Annotated in this window: 19 protein-coding genes; 1 reads left to right on the forward strand and 18 read right to left on the reverse strand. The window is 61.8% G+C overall.

Translation table 11 applies throughout. The annotated features are described in order from the left end of the window. Positions 1-85 precede the first annotated feature (85 nt). Complete coding sequence (locus CAY35_RS01240; RefSeq protein WP_109302978.1) at positions 86-1,096, forward strand: alpha/beta fold hydrolase; 1,011 nt, start codon at positions 86-88, stop codon at positions 1,094-1,096. On the opposite strand, the gene CAY35_RS01245 is transcribed toward CAY35_RS01240, so the two are convergent. The 18 genes from CAY35_RS01245 to aroC form a co-directional block, all read right to left on the reverse strand. Next, positions 1,083-3,227 (reverse strand): primosomal protein N' family DNA-binding protein, encoded by a 2,145-nt coding sequence (locus CAY35_RS01245; protein ID WP_109302979.1) that lies wholly within the window; start codon positions 3,225-3,227, stop codon positions 1,083-1,085. The genes CAY35_RS01240 and CAY35_RS01245 overlap by 14 nt on opposite strands. Positions 3,228-3,259: 32 nt before the next feature. Continuing rightward, on the reverse strand, positions 3,260-4,462 hold the full coding sequence (metK, locus tag CAY35_RS01250) for a methionine adenosyltransferase (RefSeq protein ID WP_101629341.1): 1,203 nt from the start codon (positions 4,460-4,462) through the stop codon (positions 3,260-3,262). Between the two features lie 56 nt (positions 4,463-4,518). Next, entirely contained in the window at positions 4,519-5,772 is a 1,254-nt protein-coding gene (gene coaBC, locus CAY35_RS01255) for a bifunctional phosphopantothenoylcysteine decarboxylase/phosphopantothenate--cysteine ligase CoaBC (protein ID WP_109302980.1), read from the reverse strand. A gap of 206 nt (positions 5,773-5,978) precedes the next feature. After that, entirely contained in the window at positions 5,979-6,251 is a 273-nt protein-coding gene (rpoZ, locus tag CAY35_RS01260) for a DNA-directed RNA polymerase subunit omega (protein WP_101629343.1), read from the reverse strand. A gap of 112 nt (positions 6,252-6,363) precedes the next feature. Then, positions 6,364-6,951 carry a guanylate kinase gene (gene gmk, locus CAY35_RS01265; protein ID WP_109302981.1) on the reverse strand — a complete coding sequence of 196 codons (588 nt, stop codon included), beginning with the start codon at positions 6,949-6,951 and terminating at the stop codon, positions 6,364-6,366. 53 nt (positions 6,952-7,004) lie between these two features. After that, complete coding sequence (pyrF, locus tag CAY35_RS01270; RefSeq protein WP_109302982.1) at positions 7,005-7,886, reverse strand: orotidine-5'-phosphate decarboxylase; 882 nt, start codon at positions 7,884-7,886, stop codon at positions 7,005-7,007. 2 nt (positions 7,887-7,888) lie between these two features. Further along, the gene (carB, locus tag CAY35_RS01275) at positions 7,889-11,185 is read right to left on the reverse strand and encodes a carbamoyl-phosphate synthase large subunit (protein ID WP_109302983.1); all 3,297 of its coding nucleotides are present in this window, start codon (positions 11,183-11,185) and stop codon (positions 7,889-7,891) included. A 7-nt stretch (positions 11,186-11,192) separates the two neighbouring features. Continuing rightward, on the reverse strand, positions 11,193-12,362 hold the full coding sequence (gene carA, locus CAY35_RS01280; RefSeq protein WP_109302984.1) for a glutamine-hydrolyzing carbamoyl-phosphate synthase small subunit: 1,170 nt from the start codon (positions 12,360-12,362) through the stop codon (positions 11,193-11,195). After that, positions 12,363-12,938 (reverse strand): PH-like domain-containing protein, encoded by a 576-nt coding sequence (locus CAY35_RS01285; RefSeq protein WP_109302985.1) that lies wholly within the window; start codon positions 12,936-12,938, stop codon positions 12,363-12,365. It abuts the gene before it with no gap. Beyond that, the gene (locus tag CAY35_RS01290) at positions 12,935-14,257 is read right to left on the reverse strand and encodes a dihydroorotase (protein WP_375231728.1); all 1,323 of its coding nucleotides are present in this window, start codon (positions 14,255-14,257) and stop codon (positions 12,935-12,937) included. Before CAY35_RS01290 ends, CAY35_RS01285 begins: the two co-directional genes overlap by 4 nt. Next, positions 14,254-15,222 carry an aspartate carbamoyltransferase catalytic subunit gene (locus CAY35_RS01295; protein ID WP_109302986.1) on the reverse strand — a complete coding sequence of 323 codons (969 nt, stop codon included), beginning with the start codon at positions 15,220-15,222 and terminating at the stop codon, positions 14,254-14,256. Before CAY35_RS01295 ends, CAY35_RS01290 begins: the two co-directional genes overlap by 4 nt. Beyond that, positions 15,222-15,830, reverse strand: coding sequence for a bifunctional pyr operon transcriptional regulator/uracil phosphoribosyltransferase PyrR (pyrR, locus tag CAY35_RS01300; RefSeq protein WP_109302987.1), 609 nt, complete (start codon positions 15,828-15,830; stop codon positions 15,222-15,224). The genes CAY35_RS01295 and pyrR overlap by 1 nt, the downstream gene beginning before the upstream one ends. Before the next feature lie 215 nt (positions 15,831-16,045). Continuing rightward, the gene (nusB, locus tag CAY35_RS01305; RefSeq protein WP_109302988.1) at positions 16,046-16,468 is read right to left on the reverse strand and encodes a transcription antitermination factor NusB; all 423 of its coding nucleotides are present in this window, start codon (positions 16,466-16,468) and stop codon (positions 16,046-16,048) included. Further along, on the reverse strand, positions 16,465-17,028 hold the full coding sequence (gene efp / locus CAY35_RS01310) for an elongation factor P (protein ID WP_101629352.1): 564 nt from the start codon (positions 17,026-17,028) through the stop codon (positions 16,465-16,467). The genes nusB and efp overlap by 4 nt, the downstream gene beginning before the upstream one ends. Positions 17,029-17,147: 119 nt before the next feature. Further along, positions 17,148-17,690, reverse strand: coding sequence for a hypothetical protein (locus CAY35_RS01315; RefSeq protein ID WP_109302989.1), 543 nt, complete (start codon positions 17,688-17,690; stop codon positions 17,148-17,150). Continuing rightward, entirely contained in the window at positions 17,687-18,775 is a 1,089-nt protein-coding gene (gene aroB / locus CAY35_RS09690; protein ID WP_219930427.1) for a 3-dehydroquinate synthase, read from the reverse strand. The genes CAY35_RS01315 and aroB overlap by 4 nt, the downstream gene beginning before the upstream one ends. Positions 18,776-18,808: 33 nt before the next feature. Then, positions 18,809-19,399: a shikimate kinase gene (locus CAY35_RS09695; protein WP_219930428.1), complete on the reverse strand. Its 591-nt coding sequence runs from the start codon at positions 19,397-19,399 to the stop codon at positions 18,809-18,811. A 10-nt stretch (positions 19,400-19,409) separates the two neighbouring features. Then, positions 19,410-20,615: a chorismate synthase gene (gene aroC, locus CAY35_RS01325; protein ID WP_109302990.1), complete on the reverse strand. Its 1,206-nt coding sequence runs from the start codon at positions 20,613-20,615 to the stop codon at positions 19,410-19,412. Between the last annotated feature and the right edge of the window lies 1 nt (position 20,616).

Below are 20,616 nucleotides of genomic sequence, written 5' to 3' on the forward strand. Positions count from 1 at the left end.
CCATCTTGCCGGTGTGAACTTCAAGCAACAAGCACGACCCGGCATAAAACCGCGATTACGCTTGCTTGTCACCTAAGGTTAAAGCGTGAGTAAGGACAGCATCGCGAAGCACCCGTATCCGGCCTCGATCCCGCTTGCCGAGCGGCCGCTCGACGATGACCGGGACTCGCTGTATTTCGATCTCAACGTCCATGGATCGCGGATGCGCACGTGGGTCTACCCTGCCGTGAAAGCTACCTCCAGCACCCGAACGATCCTCGCGATCCACGGTTTCCGCGGAGACCACCACGGCTTGCGTCGCGTGATCAACGCGATGCCAGAACACACGTGGGTCGTGCCTGATCTCCCCGGCTACGGCGTCTCCACGCCGTTCGGCAGCAGCCCTAGTTTCGGCAACAGTCATAGTTTCGGCACCAGCCATGTTCACGACGACAGCCAAGCTCGACACACGGCGCACGGCTTCCATGCGGTGATCGATGCGCTCATCGACGCCCTCGAGCTCGGCCCTGACACCGTTCTGCTCGGGCACTCGTTCGGTTCCGTCGTGACCTCGACGTACATGGCGGCCAAGCCTGGACGTTTTGCGCGCCTCATTCTGCTCAACCCGATCTCCGAGCCGCCACTCGCCGGCCGCCACATCGTGCTGACCCAAGCCACTCGCCTGCTCTACGACCTCGGAACCCGCGTTCCGGCCCGCTGGCGCACCGCTGTCCTCAGCTCTCCAGCGCTTGTCGACGGCGCAACCATCACCATGACCACGAGCCCAGACCCCGCAACGCGCGAGTACATCCGACACCAGCATCGGGCGTATATGAGCGGCTTTGCAAGCCCGGAAGTATTGCTCGAAACCTATGAGTCATCTGTGCAGACAACAGTGCTCGATGCGGCGGCAGATGTCGATGCGCCCACGCTACTGATTGCAGGGGCTGGAGATCCTCTGGGCACAGTTGCAAGCCAGACCGCGCTTGAAGCGCTGTTCCCGAACGCACAGCTGGTCATGATTCCTCGCGTTGGGCACTTGATCCACTATGAGACGCCGTTAACTGCGGCGCAGGCGATTAGGGAATGGCTGTCAGGCTCGCCTACAGCTCGCTAGGGTCATCCACACGAACCATGACCTTGGGGTCACGCCGGAGCGAGCCCAAAACCTTACGCCTCCGCAGAGCGTGGGTCACCTTGGGGCCGGATGCGTAATCGAAGAAGAGAAGCCAACGTTGCTCGGCATCATCCGATCCGTCGGCAACGGGCGTCGGCCCGACGGCCCGGACCCCATCGACTGCCTGCATATCGGAACAGAACTGATTGACCACTTCGCGCGGACCCGTCAGCGAGGCCGAACGAACAGCCGGAGGCAAACCCACTTCCGAACGCTCAGCGAGCTCCTGCGCAGCCAGTCCAGACGGATCCCAGCGCACCAAAGCCCTACCTTGAGGCGACGGATGCCCCGTGAGCACCACCTGGCCACTGTCCTGACGACCGCGCACCAAGGCCGCGGCAGCAAACCACCGGTGAGCCACGTTCTCCCCCGAACGCAAACCGCCGGAAGCCAGCATCGCATCCGCGTCCAGAAGCAACGCAGCCGCATAACCGCCGTCCACGAGCGGCTCAGCACCCGGCGTTGCAATCACCAGCTGAGGTTTAGCGTCTACGTGGTGGACCGCATCGGCCCCTGTTGCGCGAACCAGAGGCACGCCAGGGAAAGCGCGGCCGAACTCCTCGACTGTGCGCTGGGCGCCCACATGGCCCGCACGCAACTGACGGCCGCCGCACTCGGCACACGCAAACGCGCGTTCGATCGTGCCGCACCAGCCGCACGTTGGAGCAGGATCATGCGACCCCAAGAACTGCAGAGGGCCCTGGCACTGCCGGCACCGCGCCGGCATCCGGCACCGTTGACACCGCAACAACGGGATGAACCCTGTGCGGGCGACCTGAACCAAGACGGACCCAGTTTCGAGGGCCTTTCGGGCTACTTCGAAAGCCAAGCGAGGAAGCCGAACCGAATGGAAAATAGGGTCCCGCTCGGACTCGTAGCTATCCGAGGTTGCCCTGACCCACGGGGTGTGGTCCCGAAGGAGCGAACGCTCAGCGGCGAGCTCCCGGGCCCAGCCGGTTTCGACCAGACGCTGAGCCTCGGAACTGCGCGCGAACGACGCGAAGATGGCCGCGCATCCGGACTCTTGCGCGCGCAACAGAAGGACCTCGCGGGCGTGATGGTACGGAGCGCGCTGTTCGACGTGGGAGTCATCGTGGTCATCCCACATCGCGACCAGGCCGAGGTCCCACACTGGCGCGAACGCCGCCGAACGCGTCCCTACAACAATTCTCCGTTGGCCCGTGACGACCTCAAGAAACGAGCGATATCGAGGGCTCGGGCCATCATCAGCGGAAAGCCGCGCGTAAGCATGCTGGCCGACAACCGCATCGAGCGCTTTGGACAACGTATCGAGATCGCGTGCATCCGGAACCACGAGGACGCTCCCCCGCCCCGCAGCCAGCGTTGCGGCGGCAGCTGTTGCCAAGCGGACGGCCCACCCCTCAAGCCGATATTGGGCGTCATCGGGTGAGGCCTGATCGCGTGACACCGCTTGCGCGACTACGTCGCCCGGGGTGACGGAAACGACCGCGCGCGGAGATTCCCCTGCCAGCAAGGCTGAGGTGAGCCACGCATCGGGATCCTCAGGCGCCCACGATGCCGCCCACGCTTGAGTCTTCGGGCACACAACGGGCAACGCCACAGGCCCCGGCCACGGCTCCTTCTCGATCCGGGCAACCCGCGGAGCCACAGCAGACTTCACGACGTCAGCGAGCGTACCTGCATAACGTTCAGCAACCGCCTCAGACAGCCGCAAAACCTCAGCCGACAGAACAGGCAGAGGCGAGTAGACCGTCGTGAGCGGACGCGGCGTTACCTCGGGGTCACAATCGGCGGCCCGCTCAACGATGTACCCATTGACCCGCCGCCCACCGAAGACGACACGCACGCGGGCGCCAGGAACCGCATCGGAATCCTGATCCTTCAAGACCGCGTAATCGAAGAGCCGATCAAGGTGCGGAACCGGAGTATCGACCAAAACCCGGGCGTATGGAAGCCGCTCAGCGTACTCATCAGCGCCGATCCGAGGCGTTTTCGACGCTCGCTTAGCGGGCTGGGCGTCCTTGACCCCGGGCGAAAAACCAAACTGGGAGGCGTCGAACAAAACGCCATCAGGCGAATCAGTCAACATGCCTCCCAGCTCAGAAAATCCAGTTCAGTTCATCACAGGTTGAAGTAGGACTTGAGTGCGTCGACGCGGTCCAGGTTCTCCCAGGTGAAATCAGGGTCAGGGCGGCCGAAGTGGCCGTGCGCTGCAGTCTTGCGGTAGATCGGACGCTTGAGGTTGAGATCCTCGATGATACCGAGCGGACGCAGATCGAAAACCTCGCGAATAGCTGAGGCGATCTTGACCGGATCCTCCTGCGAGGTGCCGAACGTCTCGACGTACAGACCCACCGGAGCTGCCTGACCAATCGCGTAGGCGACCTGGATCTCGGCGCGGTCAGCCAAACCAGCTGCCACAACGTTCTTCGCAACCCAGCGGGCAGCATACGCAGCCGAACGGTCAACCTTCGAAGGGTCCTTGCCCGAGAACGCGCCACCGCCGTGGCGTGCGAAACCGCCGTAGGTATCAACGATGATCTTGCGGCCGGTCAGACCAGCGTCACCGACCGGGCCACCGATAATGAACTTGCCCGAGGGGTTCAGAAGGATTTCCGACTCGGAGGAATCCAGCTCCTCGGTAGCCAAAACAGGCTTGACGACGTAGTCATGCAGATCAGACTGAACCGATACGAGGTCGTAGTCTTCGGCGTGCTGGCTCGAAACCACGACCGACTCGATCGAAACTGGCTTGTCGCCGTCATAACCGATCGTGACCTGCGTCTTTCCGTCAGGACGCAAGCCCGGAAGCACGCCGTCACGGCGCACACGCGTCAACTGCTGCGAGAGACGGTGCGCCAAGTGGATCGGGGTCGGCATGAACGAATCGTTCTCGTTGGTCGCGTAACCGAACATGATGCCCTGGTCGCCGGCACCCTGGATATCGCGTGGATCCTTGGCTTTGCCGAGGCGCTGCTCAAGCGATGAGAACACGCCAGAAGAAATCTCCTGGGACTGCTGACCGATCGAGATGTTGACGCCGCAACGGGCGCCATCGAAACCGTTGGCGGACGAGTCGTAGCCCAAATCTAGGATGGTCTCGCGAACGATCTCCGGGATCTCGACGTACGCGTCCGTGGTGACTTCACCCGCAACCTGAACCAAACCCGTGGTCGTCAACGTTTCTACAGCGACGCGGGACTCAGGGTCCTTGGCCAGAAGAGCGTCGAGGATCGCGTCCGAAATCTGGTCGCAGATTTTATCCGGGTGCCCCTCGGTCACGGACTCCGAGGTGAAAAGGCGTAGGTGATCAGAAGTAAACATAATTATTTTTCGATTCTATAGAGCTTGGACGGTGCAGCTTGTGCCTCAGTGTCGAATCACCGATGAAACCTGGCAGCAATCGCATCCACAACAAAATCAGCGACTTCGCGTTTAGAGCCGGAGAACTCACCGGCATCAGCTCCGTCAGCAGCTAAAACAGCAACGGTGTTATCCGGCGTACCGAAACCTCGAGTCTCGGACACCTCGTTGACCACCAGCAAGTCGGCGCCCTTGCGCTCGAGCTTGGCGCGACCATATTCGAGAACACTGCCGTTCTCATCGCCGGTTTCTGCGGCAAAACCAACGATGATGCGAGGCAGAAGACCCGGCTCGTTCGCTGCGCTGCCCTCGTTGTTGCGCTGAGCACGCGCACCCCGATCCTCTACCAGACCCTTCAAAATATCTGGGTTACGGACCAGCTCGATCACAGGCGCCGAATCATCGGCTGGGTTCTTCTTAATCTTGCTGTCCACGTATTCTTTCGGCCGGAAGTCGGCAACAGCGGCAGCCATGACAACCACATCGGCTCCCGCGGCCGCGTCGCGCATAACCCGCTCCAGATCAGAGGCCGTAGTCACAGCGGTGACCTCTACCCCGTCGGGAGCTGGAACTTCGATGTTGGCGGCCACGAGTTCAACCTCGGCCCCCGCGTCACGTAGAGCCTCAGCCAGAGCCACACCCTGGCGGCCGGAAGAACGGTTACCCAAGAAACGCACCGGATCCAGAGGTTCGCGGGTTCCGCCGGCGCTGACGACGGCACGCACGCCAGCAAGGGGCGTCGGCCGGTCGATGAGCGCGAGGGCTTCGCGGGCGATGACCGTGATCTCTTCGAGCCGGCCAGGGCCAGTGTCCTTGCCTGTGAGGCGACCAACAGCAGGGTCTGGTACATGGATCCCGCGGTTACGCAAGGTCGTGACATTCGCTTGAGTAGCAGGGTTCTGCCACATCTCCGTGTGCATTGCCGGCGCCATGTACACGGGTGCGGTGGTTGTGAGGATCGTCGCGGTCAGCAGGTCATCGGCGCGCCCAGCGGCGACGCGAGCCAAAAGATCCGCAGTGGCTGGAGCCACGACCACGAGGTCAGCTTCCTGGCCAAGTCGCACATGGTTGACGCTGTCGACAGCTTCGAACACGGAGGTGCGCACCGGGTTGTGAGATAGCGCTTCCCACGTAGCGGCACCAACAAAATTCAACGCTGACTCGGTTGGGATCACGTCAACGTGATGTCCAGCCTCGGTGAATTCGCGCACCAAGCCGGGGACCTTGTACGCAGCGATACCGCCGCCAACTCCGACGACTATCCGAGCCATCCGAAACCCCTACCTCGCTCAACCGTTCCTCAATCCGCGCACAACGCGAACTGTCCGATGCGACACCGTGCTCATTCGAAACACCACATCTATTTAAACACGCGAAGACGTATGTAGGTTCATAAACGTTAACGGACCCCGTATACCAGGACCGCAGAACCCACATACGTCCGCGAAAACGTTACGTGGTACCTACGTAACCGAGTCTACTCAGCAGCAGGTTTCGACTCTTTGAGAGGCTTCACTTCGAGAAGGCCCTCGTTGTATTCGCGCAAAGCGATCGAAAGCGGCTTCTCGTTCGGCTGGGTGTCAACGAGCGGACCAACGTATTCGAACAGTCCCTCGTGCAGCTGCGAATAGTAGGCGTTGATCTGACGAGCACGCTTGGCTGCGTTGATGACCAGCGCGTACTTCGAGTCAACGTGGGTCAGCAGTTCATCGATCGATGGATCGGTGATACCTGGCAGTTCTTCAGACACAAAGTCTCCTTGGCATTGGTATTGACACGGATCTGTCAATGGCACCATGAGGTGCAAACTATAAGTTTACAACGTCGAAGCCACGGTCGTGACCATCACGGCCGTGAACCTCTCAGTGGGTCGGATCGATACCCATGATCCGCACGAGCTCGGCGGCCGCACGCTCAACTTCGTCGTTGACGATCGTGTGATCGAATTCCGATTCAGCTGCGAGTTCCTTTTTCGCGGTCTCAAGCCTGCGAGCTTGTTCTTCTTCGCTTTCAGTCCCGCGGCCGATGAGACGGGCAACCAGTTCATCCCACGACGGTGGAGCGAGGAACACGAAGCGTGCCTCGGGCAGGGTTTCGCGGATCTGCCGCGCGCCCTGCAAATCGATCTCCAGCAAAACATGCTTACCGTCAGCGACCGCTGCATCGACTGAAGCGCGCGGCGTTCCGTACGTGTTCTGGCCGTGGACGACCGCGTACTCCAGCATTTCCCCGGCGTCGATCATACGGCGGAACTCTTCAGGTGAAACGAACTGATAATGCACGCCGTCGACCTCGCCTGGGCGTGGATCGCGGGTTGTCGCGGACACTGAAAGCCACACTTCCGGGTAGTTCTCCCGGATGAACGTCGAGACGGTACCTTTGCCTACCGCCGTCGGGCCAGCCAGCACCGTGACCCGTGCTGGGTTGGGTTGGGTTTCAGGCTGTGCCATAGGTTTTCCTCCGTTATCCAGGAAATCTAGAGGCCGATGAGGCCGACTTTATTCTAGCTATTGACTGAAGCGAGGTCCTCTTGGGCGGCTTCGATCGCGGCTTCCATCGTGCGTGGCTTCGCAAGCGAACGCGATGCTGGCACAACCACTTGATCCCAGACGTCACCGAACGTTGCGGCGAGGTCCGATGCGGTGGCCCCTTGCGCTCCGTAGCCCGGCGTCAACAGTGGTGGCTTGCCTGCGGCCAGGTCGATGCCGAGCTTACGTGCCGCATCGCCGGTCGTCGCTCCGACGACGAGGCCGACGTCACCTAGTGCGGCGGTGGCCGCCGCATCAGGCGCGCTGCCAGCGTGGTGAGCCGACATGCGCTGGTTGACCTCAGCCACATCGTTGACCACACGCAGTGCCGCGGAGTCATCGCCGCCTGCGTGCTGAACACGTGCACCCTCAGGGTTGGAGGTCAACCCGAGGACGAAGACTCCACCGCCGAATTCCGCCGCGGTCTCAAAGACCGGGCCGAGCGCCCCGACCCCGAGGTACGGTGACACCGTGACGGCATCCGCCGCGAGCGGCGAGGAAGGATCGAGCCAGGCCTGGGCGTAACCGGCCATCGTGGAGCCGATGTCGCCGCGTTTGGCATCAGCCAGGACGAGGATTCCGTGTTCCTTGGCCTCGGCCTGGACCTTCTCGAGCGCAGCTAGCCCTGCGGAGCCGAAACGCTCGAACAGCGCGACCTGCGGCTTGATGATGCCGGCGCGGCCGGCCGCGGATTTCACCGCGGCCAAGCCGAACGCGAGCGCACCATCAGCTGACTCTGCAAGCCCCCAGTCCTTGAGGGTCGAAGAGTGCGGGTCGATGCCCACGCACAACTTGCCGTAGCGTTCCATCGCCCGGGCGAGCCGCGCCCCGAAGGGCTGAACCGAATCCGTGGCCATGCTTAGCCCTCTTCGCCGGCGCGGATTGCTGCGAGGCGTTCAGCGTGCTCCTGGAGGCTTGCGACCTCCCACGGGTAGGTACGCTGAGCCTCGATCGCCATGACGGCGGAGCTGAATTCAGCGACCGTCGTGATGATCGGGGTGCCTACCGAGGTTGCTGCTGCACGGATCTCGTAGCCGTCGGAACGCGAATCCCCACCGCCGGACGGCGTGTTCATGATCATCGCGATCTCACCGTCGGTTACGAGATCAACGATCGAGCGTTCATCGCCTGCTTCGTGAACCTTGTTGACCACGGTCGCCTTGATGTCGTTGCGGCGCAGAACATCCGCGGTACCGCCCGTGGAAACGATTTCGAAGCCGAGGTCTGCCAGAAGCTTGACCGGCATGACCACCGAACGCTTATCGCGGTTCGCAACCGATACGAAGACCTTGCCTTCGGTCGGCAACGGGTTGTTCGCAGCGGCCTGAGACTTAGCGAAGGCCGTATCGAAGTGCTTATCGATACCCATGACCTCACCCGTCGAACGCATCTCTGGGCCCAGCAGCGAGTCCACAGCACGCCCTTCCTTGGTGCGGAAGCGCGCGAATGGAAGAACGGCTTCCTTGACCGCGATGGCTGAACCCATTGGCAAGGATGCGCCGTCGCCTTCCGCTGGAAGGATTCCGCCGCGCATCGACGCGATGGTCGCGCCAACTCCGATGAGTGCAGCCGCCTTGGCGAGCTCAACACCGGTCGCCTTGGAGACGAACGGAACCGTGCGGGATGCACGCGGATTCGCTTCGATGACGTAAAGGACATCGGATGCGAGCGCGAACTGGATGTTGATGAGGCCGCGCACGCCGACGCCTTCTGCGATGGCGCGGGTTGCCGCCGAAACACGGTCGAGGGTTTCCTGCGAGAGCGTCGTCGGTGGCAGGGTGCACGCCGAGTCGCCAGAGTGGATGCCGGCTTCCTCGATGTGCTCCATAACGCCACCGATGAACAGGTCGCTGCCGTCGAACAGCGCGTCCACGTCGATCTCGATCGCGTCTTCGAGGAAGCGATCCACGAGCATCGGGTGGTCTGCGGTGATCTCGGTCGCGTTCTCAACGTAGGCTGCGAGCTGGGCTTCGTCGTAGACGATCTCCATGCCGCGGCCGCCCAGAACGTAGGACGGGCGCACCAGAACCGGGTAGCCGATTTCGTCCGCAATCTTCTTGGCCTGCTCGAAGGACACGGCGGTGCCGTTCTTCGGTGCGGTGAGGCCCGCGCGGTCCAGAACGCGCTGGAACTCGCCACGGTGCTCGGCGAGATCGATTGCGGTTGGGCTCGTGCCGAGGATCGGAACGCCTGCTGCCTCGAGCTCAGCTGCGAGCTTGAGCGGGGTCTGACCGCCGAGCTGGACGTAGACACCCAGCACACCGCCGGTCGCCTGCTCAGCGTGGATGATCTCGAGGACATCCTCGAGCGTGAGCGGCTCGAAGTAGAGGCGGTTGGATACGTCGTAGTCGGTCGAGACGGTCTCTGGGTTGCAGTTGATCATGACCGTCTCGTAGCCGGCATCGCGCAGGGCCATGGTCGCGTGGACACACGAGTAGTCGAACTCGATGCCCTGGCCGATGCGGTTCGGCCCGGAACCGAGGATGATGACGGACGGCTTGTCGTGCTGCGCGAGTTCGGTCTCTTCATCGTACGAGGAGTACAGGTATGGCGTGAATGCCTCGAACTCGGCGGCGCATGTGTCAACGGTCTTGAACACTGGGCGGATTCCGAGAGCCTGGCGGATGCCACGCACGACGTCTTCGCGGCGGTGCGCAAGCTTGGCGATCTGCGCGTCGGAGAATCCGTGACGCTTAGCCAGACGCAAGGTCTCAGGCGATAGATCCTGGTCAGCTGCGATCTCTTCGGCCACCTCGTTGATCAACTGGAGCTGATCGAGGAACCACGGGTCGATCGCAGTCGCCGCGTAGACGCGTTCGATGCTCGCGCCACCAAGCAGCGCACGCTGAACGTTGTAGATACGTTCGGTCGAACCGCGCTCGGAGTCCTTGAGCAGCTGCTCAATCTCGGCCTCATCTGGCTTCTCGAAGCTGAACTCGGCATCCTTCTGCTCAAGCGAGCGCATCGCCTTCTGAAGGGCTTCAGTGAAGTTGCGGCCCAGAGCCATGGCCTCGCCGACCGACTTCATGGTCGTGGTCAGCGTAGCGTCAGCCGCCGGGAACTTCTCGAACGCGAAGCGCGGAACCTTCACGACAACGTAGTCGAGGGCCGGCTCGAACGAAGCCGGGGTCTTCTGTGTGATGTCGTTCGGGATCTCATCGAGCGTGTACCCCAGCGAAAGCTTCGCCGCGATCTTCGCGATCGGGAAACCGGTCGCCTTGGATGCGAGCGCCGAGGAACGCGATACGCGTGGGTTCATCTCGATCACGACAACGCGGCCAGTTGCCGGGTCAACGGCGAACTGGATGTTGCATCCGCCGGTGTCGACGCCGACTTCGCGGATCACGTTGATCGAGATGTCGCGCAGCTTCTGGTACTCGACATCGGTCAGCGTCATGGCAGGTGCGACGGTGATCGAGTCACCCGTGTGAACACCCACCGGGTCGAAGTTTTCGATGGTGCACACGACAACCACGTTGTCGTTCTTGTCACGCATCATCTCGAACTCGTATTCCTTCCAGCCGAGGATGGACTCCTCGAGGAGCACCTCGCTGGTTGGCGAATACTGCAGGCCGGCCCCGCAAATGCGGCGCAGGTCGTCTTCGTTGTAGGCCATGCCGGAGCCGAGGCCACCCATCGTGAAGGATGGGCGGACCACAACCGGGTAGCCGAGTTCTTCGACGGCTTCGAACGCCTGCTCCATCGTGTGAACGATCGCGGAGCGAGCGGATTCACCGCCTGAGCGTTCCACGACGCCCTTGAACTTCTCGCGGTCTTCGCCGAGTTCGATGGCTTCGATGTTCGCGCCGATGAGTTCGACGTTGAACTTCTCAAGCACGCCGGACTTATCGAGCTCGATCGCGGTGTTGAGCGCGGTCTGGCCGCCCAGGGTAGGCAGCAGAGCGTCCGGGCGTTCCTTCTCAATGATCTTCGCGACCACGCTCGGGGTGATCGGCTCGACGTAGGTCGCGTCCGCCATCGCTGGGTCGGTCATGATGGTCGCCGGGTTGGAGTTGACCAGGATCACGCGTACGCCCTCTTCCTTGAGGACGCGCAGCGCCTGGGTTCCGGAGTAGTCAAACTCGGCGGCCTGACCGATGACGATCGGGCCGGAGCCGATCACAAGGACGGATGAAATGTCAGTGCGCTTTGGCATGGAGGTTTCAGCCTTCCTTCTGCGCGGTGTGCGCTTGCATAAGTTCGATGAAACGGTCGAAGAGGTACGAGGAGTCGTGTGGTCCAGCACCGGATTCTGGGTGGTACTGCACCGAGAACGCTGGGATGTCGAGGCAGCGGATGCCTTCGACAACCTGGTCGTTGAGGCCGATGTGGGAGACCTCTACGCGGCCGAAGCGCGACTCTGGTGCCTCTACGGTTCCCTCGACTGGAATGTCGATCGCGAAGCCGTGGTTCTGCGAGGTGATTTCGACGCGGCCGGTTGCCTTGTCGAGGACCGGCTGGTTCATGCCGCGGTGGCCGAAAGGCAGCTTGTAGGTCGAGAATCCGAGCGCGCGTCCCAAGATCTGGTTGCCGAAGCAGATGCCGAAGAGCGGGATGTTGGCGTCGAGTACGTCGCGGACGAACTGCACTTCGGGGTCGGCCTGGGCTGGGTCGCCTGGGCCGTTGGAGATGAAGACGCCGTCGAAGTTCTCGCCCTTGATCTCGTCAATGGTCGATGCGGCAGGTAGCACGTGTACGCGAACGCCGCGTTCTGCGAGGCGGCGCGGGGTCATGCCCTTGATACCGAGGTCGAGGGCGGCAACGGTTGCGACCGGCTCCCCTTCCCAGCCGTGATCGGCTGGGTCCACCCAGTAGCTTTCCTTGGTCGTGACCACGTCGGAGAGGCGCTGGCCCTGCATCGAAGGCTGGCCCTTGACGGTCTCTACGAGTTCTTCGACCGGCTTGTCCGCGGCTTCACCCGAAAAGATGCCGGCCTTCATCGCACCAGCGGTGCGGATGTGGCGGGTCACTGCACGGGTGTCGATGCCCGCGATGCCCACGATGCCGTCGCGCTCGAGCTCATCATCCAGCGTGGTTTCGGAGCGCCAGTTCGAAGCGATACGCGAGGGTTCGCGGACCGCGTAGCCAGCAACCCAGATCTGAGCCGATTCATTGTCGGTTGGATTGGCGCCAGTGTTGCCGATGTGTGGGAACGTCTGGACGACGATCTGCCCTGCGTAGGACGGGTCGGTCAGGGTTTCCTGGTAGCCGGTCATGCCCGTGGTGAAGACGAGTTCACCGAGGGTCTGGCCACGTTTGCCGTAAGCGGTTCCGCGGAATACGCGGCCGTCTTCAGTGACAAGGAGTGCCTTGTCGTGATCGGTGTGTGCCACCTATGCCGTCCTTTCTGGGTGCTTCCCGGTCTCCGCGCCCGCGTTGTCGTTCGCGGTTGTCGATGACTCCGGTTGCGTGTGAATTTCTGGGGCGAGCTTACGCAAAGCTGCCAAGAGTGTGCTGTGTACGGTGCGGGATGCGGCCCGGAAGCCGGTGTCGACGCTCGCTTCGCCAAGCTGATGGCGGATCACGATGACACCGCCGTCTTCAACGAACTTGCCGACCATGCCGCGCACCGTCGTGATCCCAGTGATGTGCTGTGCCGGGATGAAGAAGTTCTCTGCCTCGGTGCGGTAGACGGCCACGCCGTCTTCCTCTACGGACAGCGCCGCCGCGCATCGGACGCCGAGATCGTGTGCCGCGATCCGCTCAAGGTGCTGGCCTGCGAAGGTCGTGACAACGTAGGTGCCTTCGCCTTCAACGCGTGGCTCAGCCAGCTCAGCTGGAAGCTGGTGCGGTGCCGCGATCGCTGATTGGCGCTTTTTGCGGTGCGACCAACCGAGCAACATCAGTGCGATAGCGAGAACGCAGATCGCAACCGTGACGATCAAGCCAATGAATTCTCCCTGAGTCATGCAACCTCCTTGCGTGGGGTTGCGAGCTCGCCGTCCATGAACGTCGCGTGGCCCGCGTAGAACGTGTGCATAACCTTGCCCGGTAGTTCGAGGCCCTTGTATGGCGAGTTACGGCCCTTGGTGTGGTGTTCTTCAGGGTTCACGATGCGCACGGCACTTGGGTCGTACAGCGTCACGTTTGCCACGGAACCGACTTTGAGCGGCTGGCCGTGGTTGGTCGCCTTAATGAGCTTGGCTGGGGCCGTCGACATGATGCGTGCGACGTCTTCCCACGTGATCAAGCCCGTGTCCACGAGGGTCTTCTGGACCACAGGCAGAGCGGTCTCCAGGCCGGTCATGCCCATCGCGGCTTCGTTCCAAGCGCACTGCTTGGTTTCCGATGTGTGTGGCGCGTGGTCGGTTCCGATCATGTCGATCGTGCCGTCAGCCACTGCCTCGCGCAACGCGAGGGTGTCTTCCTTGGTGCGAAGCGGCGGGTTGACCTTGAACACTGGGTCGTAGCCGCGCACCATTTCTTCAGTCAGAAGCAGGTGGTGCGGGGTGACCTCGGCGGTCACGTCGATCCCCTGGGACTTAGCCCAGCGGATGATCTCAACGCTTCCCTTGGTCGATACGTGGCACACGTGCAAGCGGGAGTCGACGTGCTGAGTCAACAAAACATCGCGAGCAATGATCGATTCCTCAGCGACGGCTGGCCAACCGGTCAAGCCGAGCTCCGAAGAAACGAGGCCCTCGTTCATCTGAGCGCCCTCGGTAAGTCGCGGCTCCTGCGCGTGCTGCGCGACCACGCCGTCGAAGGAGCGAACGTATTCGAGTGCCCGACGCATCAGAACCGGGTCGAAAACGCACATGCCGTCGTCGGAGAACATACGGACGTTGGCGCGGGAGTCTGCCATCGCACCTAGCTCCGCGAGGCGCTCGCCAGCAAGGCCCTGAGTCACTGCGCCGATAGGACGAACCTCAGCCCAGCCGGCCTTCTCCCCCAGCTGTCGTACCGACTCGACAACGCCAGCGGTGTCTGCGACCGGCATCGAGTTTGCCATCGCGTAGACCGCAACGAAGCCGCCGGCTGCGGCGGCCTGGGTTCCGGTCTCGACGGTTTCGGCGTCTTCACGGCCAGGCTCGCGCAAGTGAGTGTGCGGGTCAACCAAGCCAGGAAGCGCGATCAGGCCCTTGGCATTGATGACCTTCGCGTCTTCAGGTGCAGTGATGCTTCCGGCGTCGGCGATGTCCTTGATGACACCTTCATCCAGGAGGATGTCTGCGGTGTTTCCGCTCGGGAGGGTTACAGACTGAATCAACGTGGTCGTCATGATCATGCCTTCTGAGTGTCGGTCGTATCTCCAGCCAAAACCAGGTAGAGCACGGCCATACGGACGGCTACACCGGCGGAGACTTGGTTTAGTACGCGAGAGTTAGGGGCATCCGCTGCTACGGAGCTGATTTCCAGGCCGCGGTTCATGGGGCCTGGGTGCATCACGATCGCGCCAGGCTTCATCGATGCGTGGCGGGCCGGAGTCAGTCCCCAGCGGCGCGAATATTCAGATGGCGATGGGAAGAAGGCTCCGTGCATACGCTCGGCCTGGACGCGAAGCATCATGACGGCGTCGGGTTCGGTCGCGAGGGCTTCGTCGAAGTCGTGGGTTACCTTTACAGGCCAACCTTGAACGCTGTGCGGCATGAGCGTTGGCGGAGCGACGAGCGTGACCTCGGCGCCCAGGATGTTGAGCAGCCATACGTTGGAACGGGCCACGCGCGAGTGCAGGATGTCACCCACGATGACCACCTTGGCGCCGTCGAGGCCCTGGCCGAGCGAAGATTCACCCTTGATGGCGGCGAGTTCGCGGCGCAGAGTGAACGCGTCCAGGAGTGCCTGGGTCGGGTGCGCGTGCGTGCCGTCGCCGGCGTTGACGATCGCGGCGTCGATCCAGTCGGTTTCTGCGAGGCGGTATGCGGCGCCGGAAGAGCCGTGGCGGATCACGATCGCGTCGGCGCCGATCGCCTCGAGCGTCTGCGCGGTGTCCTTGAGGGACTCGCCCTTCGAAACCGAGGAGCCTTTCGCGCTGAACGTGATGACGTCCGCTGAAAGACGCTTGGCAGCGGCTTCAAAGGAAATGCGCGTGCGGGTCGAATCCTCAAAGAAGAGGTTCGCAACCGTCAAGCCGCGCAGGGTCGGGAACTTCTTGATTTCCTTACCCGTGGCGTCCGTCATTGATTCTGCGATGTCCAGGATCTGGATCGCTTCTTCGCGGCTGAGGTCTTTAGTGTCGAGGAGGTGACGCATCAGTTGTTCGCCTCGCTTTCGCCTGCAGCGCTCTCGTCGAGCTCAACCTGAGCGGCTGGACGTTCGATGATCACGCGGTCCGAGCCGTCGATCTCTGCGAGTTCAACGCGAACGGCCTCGGAGCGGGAGGTCGGAATGTTCTTGCCGACGTGGTCAGCGCGGATCGGGAGCTCACGGTGCCCGCGGTCAACGAGAACCGCGAGGCGCACAGCTTGCGGACGCCCGCAGTCGACGAGCGCGTCGAGTGCAGCCCGGATGGTGCGCCCCGAAAAGAGGACGTCGTCGACCAAGATCACGGTCTGGTCATCCACGCCAGCCTCCGGCAGACGCGTTGGTGCGGGAACACGCGGGGCACGGCGACGAACGTCGTCACGATGCATAGTGATGTCCAGTGAGCCGCAGAACGAAGCGGCTGGACGGTTGATGATGCGCTCAAGCTTTTCAGCGAGCCGTTCGGCCAACGGAACTCCACGCGAAGGGATTCCCAGGACCACGAGATCGTCGCCTCCACGGTTCTTCTCAACGATCTCGTGAGCGATACGTGTCAGAGCGCGATCGATGTCGGATGCATTCATCACTTCAGCGGTTTCAGCTGAGGTGCTTCCCATGCGCCGACCTCCTTCCCCGCCTCACTGGACGGTTGTTAAAGGGTGTCTTCTCCGGTTCTCTAATCTACCAGCACGCGCGCTTGCTGTTGATGTTCGTGACTGCCTGCGCACTGTGATCTCGCTTGCAGTAGTCTGCGTTGATTAAACGCCGATGGGGCACCCGGCTTAAGCGGGCACCCCATCGAATGCATGGTGGATCTAGTCTGACCGCACCGTTAGAGAATCAGCGTCGGCTTGATGCGCTGCAAGCGACCCAGCAAGCCGTTGACGAAATCCGGTGATTCAGGCGTGGACATTTCGCGTACAAGCCGCACCGCCTCGTCGACGGCTACCGCGTCCGGGATCTCATCGTTGAACAAAAGCTCCCACAAACCGATCCGCAACGCGGCTCGGTCCACCGCTGGCATACGGTCGAGAGTCCAACCCTGCGCGTAGGTCGTCAGGATCTCATCGAGCTGGGTAGCGTGCGTGCTGACACCGCCGACCACTTCACGGGTGTACGGATTAACCGCAGCACCGTCTTCGTCTCGGCGCTGCAACACTTCAGCCGCATCGACGGCCCGCTGATCCGCCTCGAAGAGTACTTCGAGTGCGCGGCGGCGAGCTTTCGAGCGGGTGCTCTCCCCTTGCTTGGTCACTCTGTTACGCGGCCCAGGTATTCGCCGGTGCGGGTGTCGACCTTGACCTTGGTGTTCTGCTCGACGAAGAGCGGAACCTGGATTTCGTGGCCGGTCTCCAACTTGGCTGGCTTGGTGCCGGCGTTCGAGCGGTCACCCTGCAGGCCTGGCTCGGTGTAGGTGATTTCCAGGGTTACCGAAGCCGGAAGTTCGATGTACAAAACCTGGCCGTCGTTGAGCGCAATCTGAACGTTCTGGTTCTCGAGGAGGAAGTTAGCGGCATCGCCGACGGTCTCGCCAGGAACGGTCAGCTGATCGTAATCCTCGAGGTCCATGAACACGTAGTCAGCGCCGTCCTGGTACAGGTACTGGAAGTCACGGCGGTCAACGGTAGCCATCTCAACCTTGGCACCAGCGTTGTACGTCTTGTCTACGGTCTTGCCGGATACGACGTTGCGCAGCTTGGTGCGCACGAACGCGCCACCCTTACCTGGCTTGACGTGCTGGAATTCAACGACGCTCCACAGCTGGCCGTCGATGCGAAGAACGCTGCCGTTCTTGATGTCGTTGCTGGTTGCCACGATGGCTCCTTCAAAATAGTTACCGAAGTAAATAGTGATCTAGTCGCGATTCATGGTTCATGTCGCGAAACGCTCACGCCTAGTTTACGCGTGTATCCGCATATGCGTTGGATATGGCCCTATGCGTTGGAAGCGTCAGTCAGAACTGAAACCTGAATCTCCTCAGAGGGGCCGTTGACTTCCTCGAGAACGGCTTCGTACGCAGCGCGGGAAGCCTTGAGCAAAACCTCGGAAAAGTTGAACTGTTTCCGCCCCTCGAGCGCCGCCTTATAGCGGGATGCTGCCGCGAGCATGTCGCCGACACTGTAGAAGCACGCACCGAGGTTCTGAACGATATCGACCTCGTCCGCAGTGCCATCAAACTCTTTCCTGAGCTGTTGAAGCCGGTAGATCGCGCGTTCCGGATCGCCGCTCCAGCGAGACACTTCAGTGTCAAGGAGCCGCAAGCGGATGTTCGCGGGATCCATGAGCCGCGCATCGGCCACAAGTTCAGATGCGGCAGCAAGCCGGCCCTGCGCGATCAAAGCAACCACCCGGTCGCCCGCTTCACCCGACTGTGCGGTCTGGTTAGCGAGCTCTTCATTCACAACGATGGGCCGCAAGTCGGGGAGGCGGAACTCAACACCCGGGATACCCGTGCTAATGCTTTCCGTCTTCGTCACGCAGCAACCTCCTGGAATGCTGTAAAGAGTAGATGATCCTCGGGACCTTCAAGGACGCCCGGGCGCGCCAAACCGTCCAATACGACAAAGCGCAACAAGCGGCCGCGCGCCTTCTTATCGCGCCGCATCGTTTCAAGCAAGCTTTGCCAGCGGTCTCCACGGTAGTTTACAGGCAACCCCAAGGCAGTGAGGATTTCACGGTGCCGGTCGGCGGTTGGATCGTCGAGTCGACCGACGAGCCGGCCAAGCTCCGCAGCAAACACGAGACCCACCGAAACCGCGGCTCCGTGGCGCCAGTGATAGCGTTCGGCGTGCTCGATCGCATGCCCCAGAGTGTGGCCATAATTCAGGAATTCTCGGCGACCAGATTCTTTGAGGTCGGAAGACACGATGTCGGCCTTGACCTTGATCGTGCGCTCAACGAGTTCGAACAAGCGATCACTCGACGGGTCAGTCGCCTCCTCCACGTTCTCCTGAATGAGATCCAGGATCTGTGGGTCTGCAATGAAACCGGACTTGACGGTCTCAGCCATACCGGTCACTAGCTCATTCTGTGGCAGGCTCTGGAGAGCATCGAGGTCTGCAAGAACGCCCGCTGGCGGATGGAACGCACCCACAAGGTTCTTGCCCTCAGCGGTGTTGATGCCCGTTTTGCCGCCCACCGCGGCGTCGACCATGCCCAAGTACGTTGTCGGGATGTGCACAATCCGCACGCCACGCAACCACGTCGCGGCAACAAAGCCTGCAAGGTCGGTTACAGCGCCACCGCCCACGGAAACGACGGCGTCGGTACGCGTAAAGTCAGCCTGACCCATGACCTGCCAGCAGAACGACGCGACCTCAATACGCTTGCCTTCTTCCGCATCGGGAATCTCGGCTGAAAGCGCTTCAACGTTTTCCTGAAGCAAGAACTCACGCACGGCTTCACCCGTAGCGCGCAACGCACGCGGGTGAATGATGAGGACCTTCTGAACCTTCTCACCCAGCATTGGGCGCAAACGGTTCAGCAAGCCGCGGCCGATCACCACATCGTAGCCAGAACCATCAGTGTGGTCGACGCGGACGGTACTCACGCGGTCAGTCATGGCTGTGTACTCCTCTGGGGTGCTCTGAAAGATTTAGGGTTCTGTGACGGATACAGGATCCGTGGTTGACGCGGCATCGAGCATACCTTGCAAGGCGCGCGCTACTTCGCGGGGGCTCGACGCCGAGGTGTCGATGGGACCAATGCCACACTCTCGATACAGTGGTGTGCGCTCAGCCCTAATCGACTGCCAGGTTTCGAGTGGATCGTCGCCCGCGAGCAGAGGCCGGTTGGCTCCGCCACGCATACGGGCTGCGACCGCCTGAGGCGAAACGTCTAGCCAGAACGCTACCTGATCGGTGAGGACGGCACGGTTTGCTTCCGCAAGCACTACTCCCCCGCCGGTCGCAATGATCTTAGGCTCACTTTGACTGAGAGCACGCTCGAAAATGACTGATTCGGCTTCGCGAAATGCCTCAAAGCCATGTTGTTCAATGAACGCGGGAATGGGTCCGTGCTCCGAGACGAACTCGGCGTCCAGATCAGTCCATGGCTGGCCCGAAAGCAGGGACAGCTCGCGCGCGACCGCGGACTTCCCTGAACACATCGGCCCAATCAGGACAATATGAAAAGCTCGGGGGCCACCCTTCGGGAGAGGCTGGCGCGAATCATTGGTCTCGGTCATAGTTGAAGATTTATTCTTGGTCGGTGGCCCTGGCTGCAAGATCGTCGGCGGCCTGACGATAGTTAGCGATATTCGTGCGAATCTCTTCGACAGAGTCGCCACCAAACTTCTCAAGAACCGCGTCAGCAAGGACCAAAGCAACCATCGCTTCAGCAACAACGCCAGCGGCCGGAACCGCGCACACATCCGAACGCTGGTGATGCGCCTTCGCCGGCTCGCCCGTTGCAACGTTGATCGTGCTGAGCGCACGTGGAACCGTCGCGATCGGCTTCATAGCGGCACGAACCCGCACAGGCTCACCGTTGGTCATGCCGCCTTCGATACCGCCCGCACGGTTGCTCGAACGCACCGCGTGGCCATCCTCGTCAAGTGCGATCTCGTCGTGGGCCTGGGAGCCGCGGCGGCGCGCGGTCTCGAAACCGTCACCCACTTCGACACCCTTGATCGCCTGAATACCCATGAGCGCACCCGCAAGACGCGCGTCAAGACGGCGATCCCAGTGAACAAACGAACCAAGACCTACCGGGCAACCGGTCGCGATGACCTCAACCACGCCACCGAGAGTTTCGCCCTCAGAGTGCGCGTCATCAACCTCAGCGACCATGAGCTTCGAGGTCTCAGCATCGAAACAACGCAACGGATCAGCATCTAGCGACTCGACGTCGGCCTTGGAGGGAAGCGGAGCGTCGGCTGGCGACGCAACGGTACCGATTGCAGTCGTGTGTGACACGAGTTCGATGCCGAGGCTTTCCAAAAACTTCGACGCCACGGCACCCAAAGCCACACGCGTCGCGGTCTCGCGAGCGCTCGCACGCTCGAGAGCCGGGCGAGCCTCGTCGTAACCGTACTTCTGCATACCCGCCAGGTCAGCGTGACCCGGGCGAGGCCGAGTCAGCGCAGCATTACGCGCCTTGCCCTCCAAAACCGAAGGATCCACCGGATCCGGGTTCATGACATCCTGCCACTTAGGCCACTCAGTGTTGCCGACCTCGATAGCAACCGGCCCGCCCATCGTTACGCCGTGGCGGACTCCACCCAGCATCGTGACCTCATCTTGCTCGAACTTCATCCGAGCACCACGGCCATAACCCAGCCGCCTGCGAGCTAGCGCCGCCTGAATCTCAGGCGTCGTGATCTCTACACCGGCCGGCAGACCTTCAAGGATGCCAACCAGAGCTTTACCGTGGGATTCACCTGCTGTAAGCCAACGCAACATT

This window comes from Pseudoglutamicibacter cumminsii (assembly GCF_003143995.1).
Classification (GTDB): domain Bacteria; phylum Actinomycetota; class Actinomycetes; order Actinomycetales; family Micrococcaceae; genus Pseudoglutamicibacter; species Pseudoglutamicibacter cumminsii_B.

Coding starts and splice junctions, on each gene's coding strand:
- pyrR (WP_109302987.1), bottom strand. CDS start 15,830: ATGGGAAGCACCTCAGCTGAAACCGCTGAAGTGATGAATGCATCCGAC.
- metK (WP_101629341.1), bottom strand. CDS start 4,462: ATGTTTACTTCTGATCACCTACGCCTTTTCACCTCGGAGTCCGTGACC.
- coaBC (WP_109302980.1), bottom strand. CDS start 5,772: ATGGCTCGGATAGTCGTCGGAGTTGGCGGCGGTATCGCTGCGTACAAG.
- CAY35_RS01245 (WP_109302979.1), bottom strand. CDS start 3,227: ATGTTGACTGATTCGCCTGATGGCGTTTTGTTCGACGCCTCCCAGTTT.
- carB (WP_109302983.1), bottom strand. CDS start 11,185: ATGCCAAAGCGCACTGACATTTCATCCGTCCTTGTGATCGGCTCCGGC.
- CAY35_RS09695 (WP_219930428.1), bottom strand. CDS start 19,399: ATGACCGAGACCAATGATTCGCGCCAGCCTCTCCCGAAGGGTGGCCCC.
- CAY35_RS01285 (WP_109302985.1), bottom strand. CDS start 12,938: ATGACTCAGGGAGAATTCATTGGCTTGATCGTCACGGTTGCGATCTGC.
- pyrF (WP_109302982.1), bottom strand. CDS start 7,886: ATGGCCACGGATTCGGTTCAGCCCTTCGGGGCGCGGCTCGCCCGGGCG.
- CAY35_RS01290 (WP_375231728.1), bottom strand. CDS start 14,257: ATGATCATGACGACCACGTTGATTCAGTCTGTAACCCTCCCGAGCGGA.
- CAY35_RS01295 (WP_109302986.1), bottom strand. CDS start 15,222: ATGCGTCACCTCCTCGACACTAAAGACCTCAGCCGCGAAGAAGCGATC.
- aroB (WP_219930427.1), bottom strand. CDS start 18,775: ATGACTGACCGCGTGAGTACCGTCCGCGTCGACCACACTGATGGTTCT.
- gmk (WP_109302981.1), bottom strand. CDS start 6,951: ATGGCACAGCCTGAAACCCAACCCAACCCAGCACGGGTCACGGTGCTG.
- aroC (WP_109302990.1), bottom strand. CDS start 20,615: ATGTTGCGTTGGCTTACAGCAGGTGAATCCCACGGTAAAGCTCTGGTT.